The sequence below is a fragment of the Burkholderia sp. KJ006 genome (assembly GCF_000262695.1).
GTDB classification, from domain to species: Bacteria; Pseudomonadota; Gammaproteobacteria; order Burkholderiales; family Burkholderiaceae; genus Burkholderia; species Burkholderia vietnamiensis.
Window position 1 is genome coordinate 2,896,254 of the sequence record NC_017920.1, and the last position, 18,711, is coordinate 2,914,964.

13 protein-coding genes are annotated in these 18,711 nt (G+C 69.6%); 10 read left to right on the plus strand and 3 right to left on the minus strand.

What is annotated here, in order from left to right:
* The first annotated feature begins 65 nt into the window (after nucleotides 1-65).
* From aceK to bioB, 9 genes are all read left to right on the plus strand, one after another.
* Nucleotides 66-1,886, plus strand: coding sequence for a bifunctional isocitrate dehydrogenase kinase/phosphatase (gene aceK / locus MYA_RS13070; RefSeq protein ID WP_041493902.1), 1,821 nt, complete (start codon nucleotides 66-68; stop codon nucleotides 1,884-1,886).
* A gap of 66 nt (nucleotides 1,887-1,952) precedes the next feature.
* Nucleotides 1,953-2,720: a carbonate dehydratase gene (can, locus tag MYA_RS13075; protein ID WP_011886175.1), complete on the plus strand. Its 768-nt coding sequence runs from the start codon at nucleotides 1,953-1,955 to the stop codon at nucleotides 2,718-2,720.
* 76 nt (nucleotides 2,721-2,796) lie between these two features.
* Entirely contained in the window at nucleotides 2,797-3,474 is a 678-nt protein-coding gene (locus MYA_RS13080; RefSeq protein ID WP_011886176.1) for an SDR family oxidoreductase, read from the plus strand.
* Nucleotides 3,475-3,513: 39 nt separating this feature from the next.
* A complete protein-coding gene (locus tag MYA_RS13085) occupies nucleotides 3,514-3,951 on the plus strand; it encodes a YchJ family protein (RefSeq protein WP_011886177.1) in 438 nt (145 codons plus the stop codon).
* A 107-nt stretch (nucleotides 3,952-4,058) separates the two neighbouring features.
* Nucleotides 4,059-5,336 (plus strand): dienelactone hydrolase family protein, encoded by a 1,278-nt coding sequence (locus MYA_RS13090; RefSeq protein WP_014723749.1) that lies wholly within the window; start codon nucleotides 4,059-4,061, stop codon nucleotides 5,334-5,336.
* 431 nt (nucleotides 5,337-5,767) lie between these two features.
* Nucleotides 5,768-7,114 carry an adenosylmethionine--8-amino-7-oxononanoate transaminase gene (gene bioA, locus MYA_RS13095; RefSeq protein ID WP_011886179.1) on the plus strand — a complete coding sequence of 449 codons (1,347 nt, stop codon included), beginning with the start codon at nucleotides 5,768-5,770 and terminating at the stop codon, nucleotides 7,112-7,114.
* Entirely contained in the window at nucleotides 7,111-8,322 is a 1,212-nt protein-coding gene (bioF, locus tag MYA_RS13100; protein WP_014723752.1) for an 8-amino-7-oxononanoate synthase, read from the plus strand. Before bioA ends, bioF begins: the two co-directional genes overlap by 4 nt.
* A complete protein-coding gene (gene bioD / locus MYA_RS13105; RefSeq protein ID WP_011886181.1) occupies nucleotides 8,319-9,038 on the plus strand; it encodes a dethiobiotin synthase in 720 nt (239 codons plus the stop codon). Before bioF ends, bioD begins: the two co-directional genes overlap by 4 nt.
* Before the next feature lie 44 nt (nucleotides 9,039-9,082).
* Nucleotides 9,083-10,102, plus strand: coding sequence for a biotin synthase BioB (gene bioB / locus MYA_RS13110; RefSeq protein WP_011886182.1), 1,020 nt, complete (start codon nucleotides 9,083-9,085; stop codon nucleotides 10,100-10,102).
* Between the two features lie 250 nt (nucleotides 10,103-10,352).
* On the opposite strand, the gene MYA_RS13115 is transcribed toward bioB, so the two are convergent.
* Entirely contained in the window at nucleotides 10,353-11,078 is a 726-nt protein-coding gene (locus tag MYA_RS13115; RefSeq protein ID WP_041493903.1) for a copper homeostasis protein CutC, read from the minus strand.
* A 160-nt stretch (nucleotides 11,079-11,238) separates the two neighbouring features.
* A complete protein-coding gene (locus MYA_RS13120; protein ID WP_011886184.1) occupies nucleotides 11,239-12,525 on the minus strand; it encodes a sensor domain-containing phosphodiesterase in 1,287 nt (428 codons plus the stop codon).
* Nucleotides 12,526-12,814: 289 nt separating this feature from the next.
* Between MYA_RS13120 and MYA_RS13125 the strand changes: the two genes are divergently transcribed.
* Nucleotides 12,815-14,482, plus strand: a complete 1,668-nt coding sequence (locus tag MYA_RS13125; protein WP_014723754.1) for a Na+/H+ antiporter — start codon at nucleotides 12,815-12,817, stop codon at nucleotides 14,480-14,482.
* A 90-nt stretch (nucleotides 14,483-14,572) separates the two neighbouring features.
* Here the strand turns inward: MYA_RS13125 and MYA_RS13130 are convergent, their stop codons facing one another.
* Nucleotides 14,573-18,178: an indolepyruvate ferredoxin oxidoreductase family protein gene (locus tag MYA_RS13130; RefSeq protein WP_014723755.1), complete on the minus strand. Its 3,606-nt coding sequence runs from the start codon at nucleotides 18,176-18,178 to the stop codon at nucleotides 14,573-14,575.
* Nucleotides 18,179-18,711: the final 533 nt, after the last annotated feature.

Here is an 18,711-nt window from a genome sequence, read left to right on the forward strand (position 1 = left end):
CTTGGGCGCTAGAATGGCGAGTGCTTACGGTCCCTCTACGGTCCCTCTCGAACGAGCCTGCACGCATGAATCACTTCCCCAAACTGCTGTCGTCGCAGATCGGTTTCGACATCGCGCAGACGATGCTCGAATACTTCGACCGCCACTACCGGATCTTTCGGGAAGCCGCCGTCGAAGCGAAGACGCTGTACGAGCGCGGCGACTGGCACGGGCTGCAGCGCCTCGCACGCGAGCGGATCACGTCGTACGACGAGCGCGTGAAGGAATGCGTCGAGCTGCTCGAGGACGAATACGACGCCGAGAACATCGACGACGAAGTGTGGCAGCAGATCAAGCTGCACTACATCGGGCTGCTCACGTCGCATCGCCAGCCCGAGTGCGCCGAAACCTTCTTCAATTCGGTCTGCTGCAAGATCCTGCACCGTTCGTATTTCAACAACGACTTCATCTTCGTGCGGCCGGCGATCTCGACCGAATACCTGGAGAACGACGAGCCGGCCGCGAAGCCGACCTATCGCGCGTACTATCCGGGCACCGACGGGCTCGCGGCCACGCTCGAGCGCATCGTCACGAACTTCCAGCTCGAGCCGCCGTTCGAGGACCTCACGCGCGACATCGGCTGCGTGATGCAGGCGATCGACGACGAGTTCGGCCAGTTCGATGCGGCGCCCAATTTCCAGATTCACGTGCTGTCGTCGCTGTTCTTCCGCAACAAGAGCGCGTACATCATCGGCCGCATCATCAACGCCGATCGCGTGCTGCCGTTCGCGATGCCGATCCGCCACGTGCGCGCCGGCGTGCTCGCGGTCGATACGGTGCTGCTGCGCCGCGAGCTGCTGCAGGTGATCTTCAGCTTCTCGCACTCGTACTTCCTGGTCGACATGGGCGTGCCGTCCGCGTACGTGGATTTCCTCTGCACCATCATGCCCGGCAAGCCGAAGGCCGAAATCTACACGTCGGTGGGCCTGCAGAAGCAGGGCAAGAACCTGTTCTACCGCGATCTGCTGCACCATCTGTCGCATTCGAGCGACCGCTTCATCATCGCGCCCGGCATCAAGGGCCTCGTGATGCTGGTGTTCACGCTGCCGTCGTTCCCGTACGTGTTCAAGATCATCAAGGATCACTTCCCGCCGCCGAAGGAAACCACGCGCGCGCAGATCATGGAGAAGTACCAGCTCGTGAAGCGCCACGATCGGCTCGGCCGGATGGCCGACACGCTCGAATATTCGAGCGTCGCGCTGCCGGTGTCGCGGCTCGACCATGCGCTCGTGCGCGAGCTCGAGAAGGAAGTGCCGTCGCTGCTCGAATACGAGGACGACAACCTCGTGATCGAGCATCTGTACATCGAGCGGCGGATGACGCCGCTGAACCTGTACCTGCAGAACGGCAGCGACGCGGACATCGAGCACGGCGTGAAGGAGTACGGCAACGCGGTGAAGGAGCTGATGAAGGCCAACATCTTCCCCGGCGACATGCTGTACAAGAACTTCGGCGTCACGCGCCACGGCCGCGTGGTGTTCTACGACTACGACGAGATCGAATACCTGACCGACTGCAACGTGCGGCGCGTGCCGCCGCCGCGCAACGAGGAAGACGAACTGTCGGGCGAACCGTGGTATACCGTCGGCCCGCACGACATCTTTCCGGAAACCTACGGTCCGTTCCTGCTCGGCGACCCGCGCGTGCGCACCGTGTTCATGAAGCACCACGCGGACTTTTTCGACCCGGCGCTGTGGCAAGCGAGCAAGGACAAGCTGTTGCAGGGCGAATTGCCCGATTTTTACCCGTACGACACGTCGCTGCGCTTTTGCGTGCGCTATGCCGCCCGCTTCGACGCGACGCCGGACCATGACGACGGCGCCGGCGCCGCGCAGCGCGCCGCCTGACGCACGGTCGACGCAGCTCGCCCGCGCGCGCCGTCGCCCCGACTTCCGCCAACGGAATCCACATCGATGAACACCCAGGACAATCCGCTTTCGCATCTCTTCGCCAACAACGACGCGTGGGTCAAGCGCCAGCTCGCCGAGGATCCCGAATTCTTCACGCGGCTGGCCGACCAGCAGGCGCCCGAATATCTGTGGATCGGCTGCTCGGATTCGCGCGTGCCGGCCAACCAGATCATCGGCCTGCCGCCCGGCGAAGTGTTCGTGCATCGGAACATCGCGAACGTCGTCGTACACAGCGACCTGAACTGCCTGTCGGTGATCCAGTTCGCGGTCGACATCCTGCGCGTGAAGCACATCATGGTGGTCGGCCATTACGGCTGCTCCGGCGTGAACGCCGCGCTGCACAACCGCCGCGTCGGCCTCGCCGACAACTGGCTGCATCACGTGCAGGACGTGCGCGAGCGCCACGCGGCGCTGCTCGACGAATGGCCGGTGGGCGAAGCGCGCTATCGCCGGCTGATCGAGCTGAACGCGATCGAGCAGGTCGTCAACGTGTGCCGCGCGACGATCGTCAACGACGCGTGGGCGCGCGGCCAGTCGCTCACCGTGCACGCGCTCGTGTACGGCGTGCACGACGGCCGGATGCGCAACCTCGGGATGTCCGTATCGCGGTTCGACGCGCTCGAGGCGACCTACCGGCGCTGCGTCGCGGCGCTCACCGCCCGCGGCCAGCATGCGCCGGACAACGACATGGTCGCCGCGGACGCCGCGCATCTCGAACACGTCGCGCAGGCGGTCGCCGACACGCTCAAGCCGTGCGACGACGCGCAGTAACGGGCGCGGCGAACACCGCATCGACCCGACACACGGCGCTGCCGCGACGGCGGCGCAAACCAAAGGAGCGGCGAACATGAAAACCGTACTGATCGTCGGCGCATCGCGCGGCCTCGGGCGCGAATTCGTCCGGCAATACCGGCGCGACGGCTGGAACGTGATCGCGACCGCGCGCGACGACGCGTCGCTCGCGGCGCTGCGGGCCGCAGGCGCCCACGCGCATGCGCTCGACATCGCGCAGCCCGAGCAGATCGCGGCGCTCGGCTGGAAGCTCGACGGCGAGCGGCTCGACGCGGCCGTTCTGGTGTCGGGCGTCTACGGGCCGCGCACCGAAGGCGTCGAGACGATCGGCAACGAGGACTTCGACGCGGTGATGCACACCAACGTGCGCGGGCCGATGCAGCTGCTGCCGATCGTGCTGCCGCTCGTCGAGGACGCGCGCGGCGTGCTGGCCGTGGTGTCGAGCCGGATGGGCAGCATCGCCGATGCGACCGGCACGACCGGCTGGCTGTACCGCGCGAGCAAGGCGGCGCTGAACGACGTGCTGCGCATCGCGTCGCTGCAGACGCGCCACGCTGCGTGTATCTCGCTGCATCCCGGCTGGGTGCGCACCGACATGGGCGGCGCAGAAGCCGCGATCGATCCGGAAACGAGCGTGACCGGCATGCGCCGCGTGATCGCCGAGGCCGGCGCGGACGTATCGCGCGCCAACGGCCGTTTCCTCCAGTACGACGGCGTCGAGCTCAGCTGGTAAGCCGAGGTCGCAACCCGACGTCGTCAATTCACGATTCTCATGATTTCGAACCGACCCGATGCGTGCCCGTGCGGCGGCGCATCGCCGGCCCCGGCCGGCAAAACCGCGGCGCCGCGCTATGCGGCATGCTGCGGCCGCTTCATCGACGGCGGCGAAGCCGCGCCGAGCGCGCTGGAGTTGATGCGCTCCCGCTATAGCGCCTATGTACTCGGCGCGACCGACTACCTGCGCGCGACCTGGGACGCGCGCACCTGCCCGGCCGATCTCGACGCCGATCCGGCCGCGCCCGACGCGCCGCGCTGGCTCGGCCTTGCGATCAAGCGCCACACGCCCGTCGACGCGAGCCACGCGCAGGTCGAATTCGTCGCGCGCTACAAGGTCGGCGGCCGCGCGTACCGGCTGCACGAAACCAGCCGGTTCGAGCGCGACGAGCGCGGCTTCTGGCGCTATGTCGACGGCGAAGTAAGCGAACGCTGACAAATAGTTGCTGTGTCAGACGCCGGGTAATTCCCGCATTGCACAACCCGAATTTGTCGGGCTAGGATGGCTGTCAGATCGGTCATGTTGCATGGCAGGGCTTACGAATGGCGTTCAGCAAAGCATTGGTGGGATGGATGGCGGCCAGCGTGCTGTCGGCCGCTCAGGCCGGTACGCTGTCGACCGTCAACGTCGGTACGAACGCCGGTGCGACCGGCGGCTCGCTCGCACGCGCCGAGCGCTTCGATTACGGCACTTCGGGTCTCCCGCAGGTCGCCGCCAACCTCAACGAACAGATCATCAGCATTCCGGCCGATGCGTCGGGCTCGGTGATGCTCGAAGCCACGCTGTTCAAGCCGAACGGCCCCGGCCCGTTCCCGCTCGTCGTCTTCAATCACGGCAAGAACACCGGCGATCTGCATCAGCAGCCGCGCAGCCGGCCGCTCGCGTTCGCCCGCGAATTCGTGCGCCGCGGCTATGCGGTGATCGCACCGAACCGCCAGGGCTTCGCCGGCTCGGGCGGCACCTACCGGCAGGAAGGCTGCAACGTCGGCAAGAACGGCCTCGCGCAAGCGGCCGACGTCGACGCCACCGTGCGCTACATGTCGCATCAGCCGTACGTCGATGCGTCGCGCATCGTCGTCGCGGGCACGTCGCACGGCGGGCTCGTGTCGGTCGCGTACGGCACCGAAGCGGCGCCGGGCGTGCGCGGCATCATCAATTTCTCCGGCGGGCTGCGCCAGGATCTCTGCGACGGCTGGCAGCGCAACCTCGTCGACGCGTTCGGCCAGTACGGCGCGCATACGACCGTGCGCTCGCTGTGGCTGTACGGCGATAACGATTCGGTGTGGACGCCCGGGCTCGTCGCGCAGATGCACGACGCGTACGTGTCGCACGGCACGCAGGCGCAATTCGTCGATTACGGTCGCTACAAGGACGATGCCCACCGGCTGATCGTCGATCGCGACGGCGTGCCCGTGTGGTGGCCGGCCGTGCATGCGTTCCTCGCGGAGCTGAACCTGCCGACCTCGGTGCGCTACGCGGTCGCGAACCCGCACGAGCCGAAGGCGACCGGCTACGCGTCGATCGATTCGGTCGATGCGGTGCCGTTCCTCGACGAAGCGGGCCGCGAAGGCTATCGGCACTTCCTGAACCAGCATCCGAGCCGCGCGTTCGCGGTGTCGTCGGAAGGCGCGTGGTCGTGGGCCGAAGGCGGCGACGATCCGATGGCGCTCGCGCTCGACAACTGCTCGAAGCAAAGCGCCGGCGCATGCCGCCTGTACGCGGTGAACGATCGCGTCGTGTGGAACGGCAACACGACGCAAACCGCCGATAGCGGCGACGCTGAAACCACCACCGACACGCGCGCACTGGCTTCGCGCTGACGCTCCCGGGCGCGACGCCGCGGCGCGCGCCCGTCCCGCATCCTTTCCCGCCTCGCTTCGCCGCCTGGCTTTCCTGCCCCGCTTCCCCGCCCGCTCTGTCGAGCAGCTGCCGCTCAGCCACGCGGCGCCACACCACGCCCGTTTCTCCTTCCAACCCCGATTCTTCCGGCTCGCTCGCGCCGCTTTCCCACGATTTTTTTCTGTTGGGTGGGCTCACTCGAACGTCGTCATCTGCGGTCATTTCGGAGCATCTGGCGCGTACCGTTCCGAGCGCCCCCGATCTGCGCCGAACTCCCGTCCCATAAGGCTTTGCGGCGTTTGTAACCGGTAGTGCAACGGGCCGCGGAACACGCTAATCTCAGCGCGTTTTCCGTCAGTCGCCGCGCGGCATCCGGTTCGATGCCCGCCGCCGTTTGTCTCCCGGAGTTGCCTTGAGTACGCCAGCCACCGACGACTGGGTCGCGCGCAGCCTGCGCGCGGTCTGGCACCCCTGCACCCAGATGAAACACCACGAGCGCCTGCCGCTCGTCCCCGTCGCGCGCGGCGCCGGCGTATGGCTGTACGACCGCGACGGCCGCCGCTACTTCGACGCGATCAGCTCGTGGTGGGTGAACCTGTTCGGCCATGCGAATCCGCACATCAACGCCGCGCTGAAGGACCAGCTCGACACGCTCGAGCACGCGATGCTCGCCGGCTGCACGCACGAGCCGGCGATCGAACTCGCCGAGCGGCTGCATGCGCTCACCGCGCGCACGCTCGGCCACGCGTTCTTCGCGTCGGACGGCGCATCGGCCGTCGAGATCGCGCTGAAGATGAGCTTCCACGCGTGGCGCAATCGCGGCCAGGGGGACAAGCGCGAATTCGTGTGCGTCGCCAACAGCTATCACGGCGAGACGATCGGCGCGCTCGGCGTGACCGACGTCGCGCTGTTCAAGGATGCGTACGACCCGCTGATCCGCAACGCGCACGTGGTCGCCTCGCCCGATGCGCGCGGCGCGCAGCCGGGCGAGACGGCCGCCGACGTCGCGCAGCGCGCGCTCGGCGACGTACGCCGCCTGTTCGCCGAACGCGCCGGGCAGATCGCCGCGCTGCTCGTCGAGCCGCTCGTGCAGTGCGCGGCCGGCATGGCGATGCACGATCCGTCGTACGTGCGCGGGCTGCGCGCGCTGTGCGACGAGTTCGGCGTGCATCTGATCGCCGACGAGATCGCGGTCGGCTGCGGCCGCACCGGCACCTTCTTCGCGTGCGAGCAGGCCGGCGTATGGCCCGATTTCCTGTGCCTGTCGAAAGGGATCAGCGGCGGCTATCTGCCGTTGTCGCTGGTGCTCACGCGCGACGACGTGTACGCGGCGTTCTACGACGACGACACGACGCGCGGCTTCCTGCATTCGCATTCGTACACCGGCAACCCGCTCGCGTGCCGCGCGGCGGTCGCCACGCTCGAGCTGTTCGCGCGCGACGACGTGCTCGCCGCCAACGCGCGCAAGTCGGCCGCGCTGCGCGCCGCGCTCGCGCCGCTCGACGCGCATCCGCAGGTGCGCCACCTGCGCGAGCGTGGCACGCTGTTCGCGTTCGACGTCGCACTCGACGGCGACGCGGCGCGCGGCTTCTCGCGCCGCTTCTTCGAGCGCGCGCTCGAGCGCGAACTGCTGCTGCGCCCGATCGGCACGACCGTGTACCTGATGCCGCCGTACGTGATGACCGACGACGACATCGCGTGGCTCGCGCAACGCACGCGCGACACGCTCGACGCCACGCTCGCGGAGGCCGCACGATGAAGCCGGGCGCGCCACCCATCGCCACGCCGCTGCTCGACACGCTGCAGCGCGGCCTCGCCGAGCTCGACGCACAGGGCCTGCGCCGCGTGCGCCGCACCGCCGACACCGCCTGCGACGCGCACATGCGCGTCGACGGCCGCGACATCGTCGGCTTCGCGAGCAACGATTACCTCGGCCTCGCCGCCCATCCGGCGCTCGTCGCCGCGTTCGCCGAAGGCGCGCAGCGCTACGGGTCGGGCAGCGGCGGCTCGCATCTGCTCGGCGGCCATTCGCGCGCGCACGCGCGCCTCGAGGACGAACTCGCCGGCTTCGCGGGCGGCTTCTCCGACGCGCCGCGCGCGCTGTACTTCAGCACCGGCTACATGGCCAACCTCGCCGCGATGACCGCGCTCACCGGCAAGCAGGCGACGATCTTCTCCGACGCGCTGAACCACGCGTCGCTGATCGACGGCATCCGGCTGTCGCGCGCGAACGTGCAGATCTATCCGCACGCCGACATGCACGCGCTCGGCGCGCTGCTCGATGCGTCGGATGCGCCGACGAAGCTGATCGTCAGCGACACCGTGTTCAGCATGGACGGCGACCTCGCGCCGCTCGCCGAACTCGTCGCGCTGGCCGAACGCCACGGCGCATGGCTCGTCGTCGACGACGCGCACGGCTTCGGCGTGCTCGGCCCGCAAGGCCGCGGTGCGCTCGCGGCCGCCGCGCTGCGCTCGCCGAACCTCGTCTACGTCGGCACGCTCGGCAAGGCCGCGGGCGTCGCCGGCGCGTTCGTCGTCGCGCACGAGACCGTGATCGAATGGATGATCCAGCGCGCGCGCAGCTACATCTTCACGACGGCCGCGCCGCCGGCGGTCGCGCACGCGGTGTCGGCGAGCCTGAAGGTGATCGGCGGCGACGAAGGCGACGCGCGCCGCGCGCATCTCGCCGCGCTGATCGAACGCACGCGCGCGCTGCTGCGCGCGACGCGCTGGCAGCCGGTCGATTCGCACACGGCCGTGCAGCCGCTCGTGATCGGCAGCAACGACGCGACGCTCGCGGCGATGCGCGCGCTCGACGCCCGCGGGCTGTGGGTGCCGGCGATCCGCCCGCCGACGGTGCCGGCCGGCACGTCGCGGCTGCGCATCTCGCTGTCGGCCGCCCATTCGTTCGACGATCTCGCGCGGCTCGAAGCCGCGCTGATCGCAGCCAGCGAGGCGAGCGCATGAGCACCGCACTGTCCGTTTTCGTCACCGGCACCGACACCGAGATCGGCAAGACCTTCGTATCGGCCGCGATGCTGCACGGCTTCGCGCGGCACGGACTGCGCGCGGCCGCGCTGAAGCCGGTCGCCGCCGGCGCGTACGAGCGCGACGGCATCTGGCGCAATGAGGACGCCGACCAGCTCGACGCCGCCGCGAACGTCGCGCTGCCGCCCGAGCTGCGCACGCCGTTCCTGCTGAAGGCGCCGGCCGCGCCGCACATCGTCGCCGCGCACGAAGGCGTGACGCTCGACATCGACACGATCGTCGCGAGCCATCGCGAAGCGCTGACGCGCGCGAACGTCGTCGTCGTCGAAGGCGTCGGCGGCTTTCGCGTGCCGCTCAACGACACGCAGGACACGGCCGATCTCGCGGTCGCGCTCGGCTTGCCGGTCGTGCTCGTCGTCGGCATCCGGCTCGGCTGCATCAGCCATGCGCTGCTGACGGCCGACGCGATCCGCCAGCGCGGCCTCACGCTCGCCGGCTGGGTCGCGAACCACGTCGATCCGGCGATGTCGTACGCCGACGAAAACGTCGCGACGATTCGCGACTGGCTCGCGCGCGAGCATCGCGCGCCGCTGCTCGGCCGCGTGGCGCACCTGCGGCCCGCCGCCCCCGAATCCGCCGCGGCGATGCTCGACATCGCCGCGCTCGTCGACACGCTGCGCCGCGCGCAGCATTGACGCCCCCATCCCCACGTTCCCGCATCCAGCACAGGAAAACCACCATGACCCAAGCCCAGACCGCCGCCGTGCAACCCGACGCGATCCCCGTCGCGGCACCGACGCCGCAGCGCTGGCGCGTCGCCGACGTCGTCGCGCTGTTCGAGCTGCCGTTCAACGACCTGATGTTCCGCGCGCAGCAGGTGCATCGCGAGCATTTCGATGCGAACGCGGTGCAGCTGTCGACGCTGCTGTCGATCAAGACGGGCGGCTGCGAGGAGGATTGCGGCTATTGCTCGCAGTCGTCGCACCACGACACGGGGCTGAAGGCCGAGAAGCTGATGGACGTCGACGCGGTGCTCGAGGCCGCGCGCGCGGCGAAGGCGAGCGGCGCGAGCCGCTTCTGCATGGGCGCCGCATGGCGCAATCCGAAGGAACGCCACATGCCGGCGCTGACCGAGATGGTGCGCGGCGTGAAGGAGCTCGGCCTCGAGACCTGCATGACGCTCGGCATGCTCGAGGACGAGCAGGCGCAGCAGCTCGCGCACGCAGGCCTCGACTACTACAACCACAATCTCGACACGTCGCCGGAGTTCTACGGCCAGGTGATCTCGACGCGCACGTACCAGGACCGTCTCGACACGCTCGACCGCGTGCGCGACGCGGGCATCAACGTGTGCTGCGGCGGCATCATCGGGATGGGCGAGTCGCGCCGCGAGCGCGCGGGGCTGATTTCGCAGCTCGCGAACCTGAATCCGTATCCGGATTCGGTGCCGATCAACAACCTCGTCGCGATCGAAGGCACGCCGCTCGAAGGCACCGCGCCGCTCGATCCGTTCGAGTTCGTGCGCACGATCGCGGTCGCGCGCATCACGATGCCGAAGGCCGTCGTGCGCCTGTCGGCCGGCCGCGAGCAGCTCGACGACGGGCTGCAGGCACTGTGCTTCCTCGCGGGCGCGAACTCGATGTTCTACGGCGACCAGCTGCTGACGACGAGCAACCCGCAATCGCAGAAGGATCGCGCGCTGTTCGAGCGGCTCGGCATGCGCGCGAGCGACGCGGACGCGATGTCCGCCGACGCGTAAGCGTCAGTGCGCTCGCCCGCCGCGCACGAAACGGCGGGCGGATCTGCGCGGCTTCCGGCGCTCCCACGCGCCGGGGCAGCGGCTGTTCGGCGATCTCGCGGGCTTGCCTGAACGAAGCGCGCAAACGACGCTGCCGCGTAAACGACAAAACCCCATGCTCCGAAAAACATGGGGTTTGTCAGCGTTCCGAGCCGGGACATCCGCCGGCTTTTTCTCTCCGCAACGCCGGCGCGCAACGCCGGCGACCGCCTCACACGTGCGCCGCCGCGCCGTCGAGCGCGGCGCGCACGCGCGCGACCTGCTCCGCGTCGACGGGCGCGAGCACTTCGCCTCGGGGCCGCACGCCCGAGCCGAAATGCACCGCCCGCACGCCGGTGGCGCGCACGAAATCGCCGACCGCATCGACCGTCAGCCCCGAGCCGGCCAGCACCGTGCACGTCGTGCCGGCCGCCTGCCGCACCAGCCGCGTGATCGTCGCGACCGCGTCGAGCACCGACGGATGGCCGCCCGAAGTCAGCACCGACGTGACGGCCGGCACGCGCAGCAGCGCGTCGAAGCCGGCGTTCAGATCGCGGGCGACGTCGAAGGCGCGGTGGAACGTGAGCGCGCGCCCGTCGGCGGCGGCCGCGATCCGCGCGAGCGCGTCGACATCGACGTCGCCGTGCGCATCGAGCGCGCCGAACACGACGCCGTGCGCGCCGGCCGCGACGGCCGCGCGCACGTCGCGCTCGATCACGCGCAGGTCGTCGGCGTCGTAGACGAACGAGCGGCTGTGCGGGCGCACGATCACGTTGACCGGAATCGGCACCGCGGCGACGACGGCCTCGATCAGGCCCACGCTCGGCGTGAGCCCGCCTTCGCTGATCGCGGTCACGAGCTCGAGGCGGTCGGCACCCGCGCGCGCGGCGGCCCGCGCGTCGCCGACGGTCGTCGCGATGACTTCGAGAAGGACGGAGGAAGCGGCAGTTCGGTTCATCGGCAGGCTCGCGAATCGTCTGGACAATTCGCGCATCCTAGCCGAGCGGCGCGACGCGCGCCAGCATCCGGCCCGCGCCGCCCGTCGGTGCGCTACGGCCCGTTCATGCGAAAAACGGGCTTGCTCCCCTGTTTGGAAAGATTCGTTCGCGGAGCCGGCCCTACGCGCCGTCGGCCGTGTCGTCGCGCCAGTCGATATCGCCGCACAGCACGTGCAGCGCATCGCCGATGCGCACGGCCACCGACAAGGTCACGCACGGCTGCGCCTCGCTGATCGACAGATACGGGCGCGTCAGCTGCACGCGCCCCGGCTCGGCGATCGCGGTGCGGAAATACGGCCGGCGCAGCCAGTTCGCGCCCTGCGCATCGGCCAGCGGCGAGAACCGCGCCTCGGCGAGCGCGCGGTCCGCGCGCAGCACGACGTTGCGGCCGGACTGACGGCCGCGCGCGTCGAGCAGGAAGCAGCGCGCGGCGTCGTCGAGCGCGAGAAAGTTCCAGCACACCTCGTCGAGCGCTTCGCCGGCCGCGAGCCGCTCGGCCGCGCGTTCGAACGCGCGCAGGTACGGCGCGAGCCGCTGCGCATCGCGCCGCTCGCGCGCTTCGGATTGCTGCCGGAAGCGCTCGGTCAGCTCGCCGATGCAGCCGGTCGCCGCCGCGCTGTCGGGCAAGCCGGGCGCCGGGCGGCCGAAGTAATAGCCCTGCACGAAATCGGCCTCGCACGACAGCGCGATCTGCGCGTCGTGCTCGGTCTCGATCCCCTCGACGAGCACCAGCTTGCCGGCCTCGTGCAACAGCGTGACGAGCCCGTGCAGAATCGCGGTGAGCCCCGTGCGATGCGCGGCGTGCGACAGCATGATGCGGTCGAGCTTCACGATGTCCGGGTTCAACTGCCAGATCCGCTCGATGTTCGAGTGGCCGGCGCCGAAATCGTCGAGCGCGATCAGGAAGCCCTGCGCGCGAAACTCGCGCACGGCGTCGGCGAGCCGCTCGACGTCTTCCGCGCGCTGTTCGAGCACTTCGAGCACGACGCGGCGCGGCGGCATGCCGAGCCGCTTCAGGTTGGCGAGCAGCGCGGCGGCCTGGAACGGGTCGGTCAGCACGCCCGGATGCACGTTGAGAAACAGCCATTCGCGCTCCGCGCCGAGCAGCGCGAAATTCTCGAGATGCAGCGCCTGCGCGAGCCGGTCGAGCTGCAGCAGCTCGCCCTGGCGCGCGGCCTGGCCGAACACGTCGAGCGGCGACACCGCACGGTCGAGCGGATCGTGCGCGCGCAGCAGCGCCTCGTAGCCCACCGCGCGCTGGTGCGACAGGCTGAAGATCGGCTGAAACACGGTCGTGAGCGTCAGCTCGTGGTGCTGGGTCGCCAGTCGTTCGAAGCCGGAGCTCATCTCCCGCTCGAAACGATACGGCGACGCGGCAGCCGGACGCTCCTGCTGCACGATGGTCATGGCTGCCTCCTGCCGATGCGGCCGAACGTGGCGGGTGAACGGGGCGGCGCGCGCAATGTCATGGTGAATTCCTCGGTGCTCCGGTCGTTGCCGGACGGTACGCAAGCATCAAGCAAGCTCCGTGCAAGCGCTGAACACATATGCCGCACGCGCCTGCGCGCCCGCCGCACCAGCCTGGCGCAGCCGTGCTGCACCGTTTGCGTGCGCGCGCACCGGCGCACTCGAGCGCAGCGCGCACGTCGTCACGCTACACTGCGTACGGTCGTTCCATTCTCCTCGTGCCGTATCGATGGAAATCGTCTTCACCGTCCTCATTCTGCTGCTCACGGTCGCGCTGTCGGGCGCGCTCACGCGTGTGCTGCCGTTGCGGCTGCCGCTGCCGCTGATGCAGATCGCGTTCGGCGCGATGCTCGCGTGGCCCAGGCTGAACCTGCACGTCACGTTCGATCCCGAGATCTTCATGCTGCTGTTCATTCCGCCGCTGCTGTTCGCCGACGGCTGGCGGATCCCGAAGCGCGAACTGTACATGCAGCGCCGCGCGATCCTGATGCTCGCGTTCGGGCTCGTGTTCATGACGGTACTCGCCGTCGGGTATTTCGCGCACTGGCTGATACCCGAGTTGCCGCTGCCGATCGCGTTCGCGCTCGCGGCCGTGCTGTCGCCGACCGATGCGGTGGCGCTGTCCGGCATCGCCGGCAAGGGCCGCATCCCGCCGCAGCTGATGCACATCCTCGAAGGCGAGGCGCTGATGAACGACGCGTCGGGCCTCGTCGCGCTGAAGTTCGCGATCGCCGCCGCGCTCACCGGCATGTTCTCGCTGCGCGACGCGTCGATCACGTTCGTGATCGTCGCGGCCGGCGGGCTCGCCACCGGCGCGGGCGTCGCGTGGCTGTTCAGCGCGCTGTCGACGCGCTTTCTCAACGCAGAGCAGGAAGGCGATCCGGCCCCCGGCATCGTGATGACGCTGCTGGTGCCGTTCGCCGCGTACCTGTTCGCCGAGCATCTCGAGCTGTCGGGCGTGCTCGCGGCGGTGTCGGCCGGGATGATGATGAATTACACGAGCTTCTCGCGCAAAAGCACCGTCGCGTCGCGCGTGCGCGCGGAGAGCACGTGGGCGATGATCGAGTTCGTGTTCAACGGCATGGTGTTCATCATGCTCGGGCTGCAGCTGCCGCACATCATCGGCAGCGCGCTGGTCGACGCGCACCACACGAGCGATGCGCTCGTCGGCCGGATGATCTTCAACGTCTGCGCGATGATGGTCGCGCTGTATGCGATCCGCTTCCTGTGGGTGTGGCTGCTGCGCTGGATCGCGAGCCGCCGCGCCGCGCGCCAGGGCCTGCCCGGCACGATGGCCGGCGTGCGCACGATCGCGGTGATGACGGTCGGCGGCGTGCGCGGCGCGGTCACGCTCGCCGGCGTGCTGTCGATTCCGGTCGCGCTGTCGAACGGCGCGCCGCTGCCGGGGCGCGACGCCGCGATCTTCATCGCGTCGGCGGTGATCCTCGGCTCGCTGATCGTCGCGATGATCGGCTTGCCGCTGCTGCTGCGCGGCATGCGCGCGGCGCGCAACCCGCTCGCCGCCGAGGAGCGCGCCGCGCGCGCGGCCGCCGCGCAGGCCGCGATCCGCGCGATCGACGCGTCGCACGACGCGATCGCGGCCGCGCTCGACGAATCGGGCGCCGCGCGCTGCGCGGACATCTCGGCGCGCGTGATGGACCTGTACCGCCGCCGCCTCGCCTCGCTCGCCGACGACGGCCCGACGCCGCGCGCGCAGGCGCATCAGAGCGAAACGATGGAGCTGCAGATGCGGATCGCCGCGGTGCGCGCGGAGCGCACGGTGCTTTATCGGCTGCGCAGCGAAAGCCGCATCTCGGACGAAACGCTGACGAAGCTGATCCGCGAGATCGATCTGTCGGAGACGGCGCTGTCGACGCGCAAGAAGGGCCTCGTCTGATGCGTCGATGCACGCCGCCGCGCACGGCCACCGCATGAAGAAACGGCGACGCTCGCGCGTCGCCGTTTTCGCATCGGGCGGGCGGTTGCCTTACTTCGCGACGACCACCGGAATCCCCTTCAGCATGCCGGCGCCCTTCATCTCGTCGAGCGCGTGCTGCACGGCCGCGCTCGTCGCCGCGTCGATGCCGAGCTGCAGCGCGAGCTCGCGCTCCGCCCGCTTCACGCCCGCGAGGTTGCGCACCTTCACGTGGCCGAAGCCGCGCACGCGCGCATGCAGTTCGGCCAGTTGCGCGACCTGCGCCGCGTTGGCGGCCGTCATCGCGGCGAGCGCGCGCGTGAGCGTCGTCTCGTAGTCGTCGGCGAGCGCGCGCTCCATCCGGCGCTCGGCCGTGCGGCCGAACGGATCGAGCGGCGTGCCGCGCAGGCTGCGCACGCGCGCGAGCACGCCGAGCACCGGCCACAGCCACTGGCCGAACACGCGCTTGTTCGGCGCGCTGCCGTCGCGGCCGGCCTTCGCGAGCGCCGGCGGCGCGAGATTGAACTTCACGCGATAGTCCTGCCCCGGCACGCCTTCGAACTGCGCTTCGAGCGCCGCGCGGAACGCGCCGTCCGCATAGAGCCGTGCGACCTCGTATTCGTCCTTCACCGCGAGCAGGCGGTAGAAGGTCGTCGCGACCGCGCGCGTCAGCGCCTCGTCGCCCTTCGCGCGCGCCGCGTTCACCAGCGCGCGGTAGCGCTCGACGTAACGTGCGCCGCCGTATGCCGACAGGCGCGTCTCGCGATCGGCGATCAACGCGTCGAGCGGGGCAGGCGTGTCCAGCGTGTCGGAGGCGGCGGCTGTGGAAACCATCGGCGCGAGCCCCGCATGGCGCGCCCGCCACAACGCGTCGAGCCCCGTGGCGTCGCCGGCCGCCATCCGGCCGATCGAGAACGCGAGCTTGTTCATCGGCACCGCGACGTTGTTCAGCTCGATCGCGCGCATCATCGCGGCGAGCGACACCGGCACGAGACCGAGCTGCCACGCGTAGCCGAGCATCAGGATGTTCGCGCCGATCGAGTCGCCGAGGAATTTCGCGGCGAGCGCCTGCGCGTCGCAGCTCGACAGATGGCCGGCGCCGGCCGCGTGACGCATTTTCTCGAGCAGCGCGTCGGCGTGCAGGTTCGCGTCCGGGTTCTGCACGAACGACGCGTTCGGAATCCGGTGCGTGTTGACGACGATGCGCGTGCGCTCGTGGCGCACCGTCTGCAGCGCCTCGGCGCTCGCGCCGACCACCATGTCGCATGCGAGCAGCACGTCGGCCTGCTGCGTGTCGATGCGCACCTGGTTCAGCCAGCGGTCGCTCGACGCGATCCGCACGAACGACAGCACCGAGCCGCCCTTCTGCGCAAAGCCCATGAAGTCGAGCACCGACGCGCTCTTGCCCTCGAGGTGCGCGGCCATGCTGATCAGCGCGCCGACCGTCACGACGCCCGTGCCGCCGACCCCGGTCACCAGCATGTCGTACGGCGCCGCGTCGAGATGCGTCGCGGGCACCGGCAGCGCGTCGACGCGCGCGGCGAGCGCGGCTTCGTCGAACGCCGCGCCGGCCGCCTTCTTCAGCGCCGCGCCTTCGACCGTCACGAAGCTCGGGCAGAAGCCGTTCACGCACGAGTAGTCCTTGTTGCACGACGACTGGTCGATGCGGCGCTTGCGGCCGAGCGGCGTCTCGAGCGGCTCGACCGACAGGCAGTTCGACTGCACGCCGCAGTCGCCGCAGCCTTCGCACACCGCGTCGTTGATGAACAGCCGCTTATCGGGATCGGGGAACTCGCCCTTCTTGCGGCGGCGGCGCTTCTCCGCCGCGCAGGTCTGGTCGTAGATCAGCACGGTGACGCCCGGCGTCTCGCGCAGCTCGCGCTGCACCGCATCGAGCTCGCTGCGGTGATGGAACGTCGTGCCGGCCGGGAACTGCCCGTGATGGCCGTCGTACTTCTGCGGCTCGTCCGACACCACGACGAAGCGCGACACGCCTTCGGCTTCGACCTGCCGCGCGATCTGCGGCACCGAGATGCTGCCGTCGACCGGCTGGCCGCCCGTCATCGCCACCGCGTCGTTGTAGAGGATCTTGTACGTGATGTTCGCTTTCGCGGCGACCGCCTGACGGATCGCGAGGATCCCCGAATGGAAGTAGGTGCCGTCGCCGAGGTTCTGGAACACGTGCTTCGTGTTGGTGAACATCGCGTGCGCGGCCCAGTCGACGCCTTCGCCGCCCATCTGGATCAGGCCGGTCGTGTCGCGCTCCATCCACGACGCCATGAAGTGACAGCCGATGCCGGCCTGCGCGATCGAGCCTTCGGGCACCTTGGTCGACGTGTTGTGCGGGCAGCCCGAGCAGAAATACGGCGTGCGCTTCACCGCATCGGCTTCGTTCGACAGGATCTGCGGGGCGACGAGATCGACCACGCGTTCGCGGCGATCGAGCGTCGGCTTGTGGCGCGCGAGCCAGTCGGCGAACACCGGCAGGATGCGCGACGGACGCAGCTCGCCGAGTTCCGACAGCAGGCACGCGCCGGCCGCGTCGTGCTTGCCGAGCACGCGCGGGCGCGCGCCGTCCGCGCGGTTGTACAGATAGTCCTTGATCTGCTGCTCGATGACGGGGCCCTTCTCCTCGATGACCAGCACCTCGGCGAGCCCGTCGACGAAGGTGTCGATGCGCGTCATTTCGAGCGGATACGACAGGCCGACCTTGTAGATCCGCACGCCGGCCGCGTCGAGATCGCCGACCGTCAGGTCGAGGCGGCGCAGCGCTTCCATCAGGTCCAGATGCGCCTTGCCGCACGTGACGATGCCGACGTTCGCGTGCGCGCCCGGCGCGATCCACTTGTCGATGCTGTTGGCCCGCGCGAAATGGCGCACCGCGTCGAGCTTGGCGGCGAGGCGCGCTTCGATCGTCAGGCTCGGCAGGTCGGGCCAGCGGTTGTGCAGGCCGCCGGCCGGCGGCGCGAAGCCGGCCGGCGCCGGCCACTGCGTCTGCAGCGCGTCGAGATCGACGGTCGAGCCCGACTCCACCGTCTCCGAGATCGCCTTGAAGCCGACCCATGCGCCCGAGTAGCGCGACAGCGCCCAGCCGTACAGGCCGAATTCGAGCATGTCGGCGATGTTCGACGGGTTCACGATCGGCATGTGCCACGCCATCATCGCGAAGTCGCTCTGATGCGGCATCGACGACGACACGCAGCCGTGGTCGTCGCCCGCCACCACCAGCACGCCGCCGTGCGGCGACGAGCCGTACGCGTTGCCGTGCTTCAGCGCGTCGCCGGCGCGGTCGACGCCCGGACCCTTGCCGTACCACATTGCATATACGCCATCGACGGTGCGCTCCGGGTCGGCCTCGACGCGCTGGGTGCCGAGCACCGCGGTGCCGCCGAGCTCCTCGTTGATCGCGGGCAGGAAGCGCACGCCGCCGGCGTCGAGCAGCTTCTTCGCCTTCCACAGCTGCTGGTCGACCATCCCGAGCGGCGAGCCGCGGTAGCCGCTGACGAAGCCGGCCGTGTTCAGGCCCTGCGCGGTGTCGGCTGCGCGCTGCATCAGCAGCAGGCGGACCAGCGCCTGCGTGCCGGTCAGGAAGATGCGGCCGCGCGTGGCGGTCAGGTTGTCGGTCAGCCGGTAGTCGGATAGAGCGGGCGTGCCGTCGACGGGCAGGCGGGCGGTCATGGGGATGTCTCCTGATTGTGCTTTGTGCTGTGCCGGGCCGCGCGCCGCGGCGTCGGACGACGCCGGCCGCGAGCAGCGGGATGGCTCTATTTTTTCGCGGGAAGGCGAGAAAGTTTTTTCTCATCTTGCTGACGCGGCGTCGAAGCGAGAAAGACTGCACAGGTTTTGCAGCGGAATTGAGAGAGTTCTGCCGCAGGCCGCTGGGCGGCTCGCAGCGCATGCCGAGACGGGCGGGTGCGCTGCAGCGCTCACACGGCGAGGCGGCGGCCGCGGAAGCAGCGGCACGCGCGCGCAAGGCCGCGTGGCAAGGGTTTGCGCCTCGGATCGCGAGCGTCCTCACCCATGAAATGCACAGCGTTCGAATTGGTCGCGGGCGCCGGATATCCACAACGCCCGGCTGCAGGCGGGCGCTCACCGGTCGATTGCACAGCGTTTCGAGTGTCGTCGGGGGGTGGATTATCCACAACGCAATCGGCCCGCCCATCCAGCGGATCGAGGCGCTCACCATTCAAATCCACAGGGCTGCGAGTCGA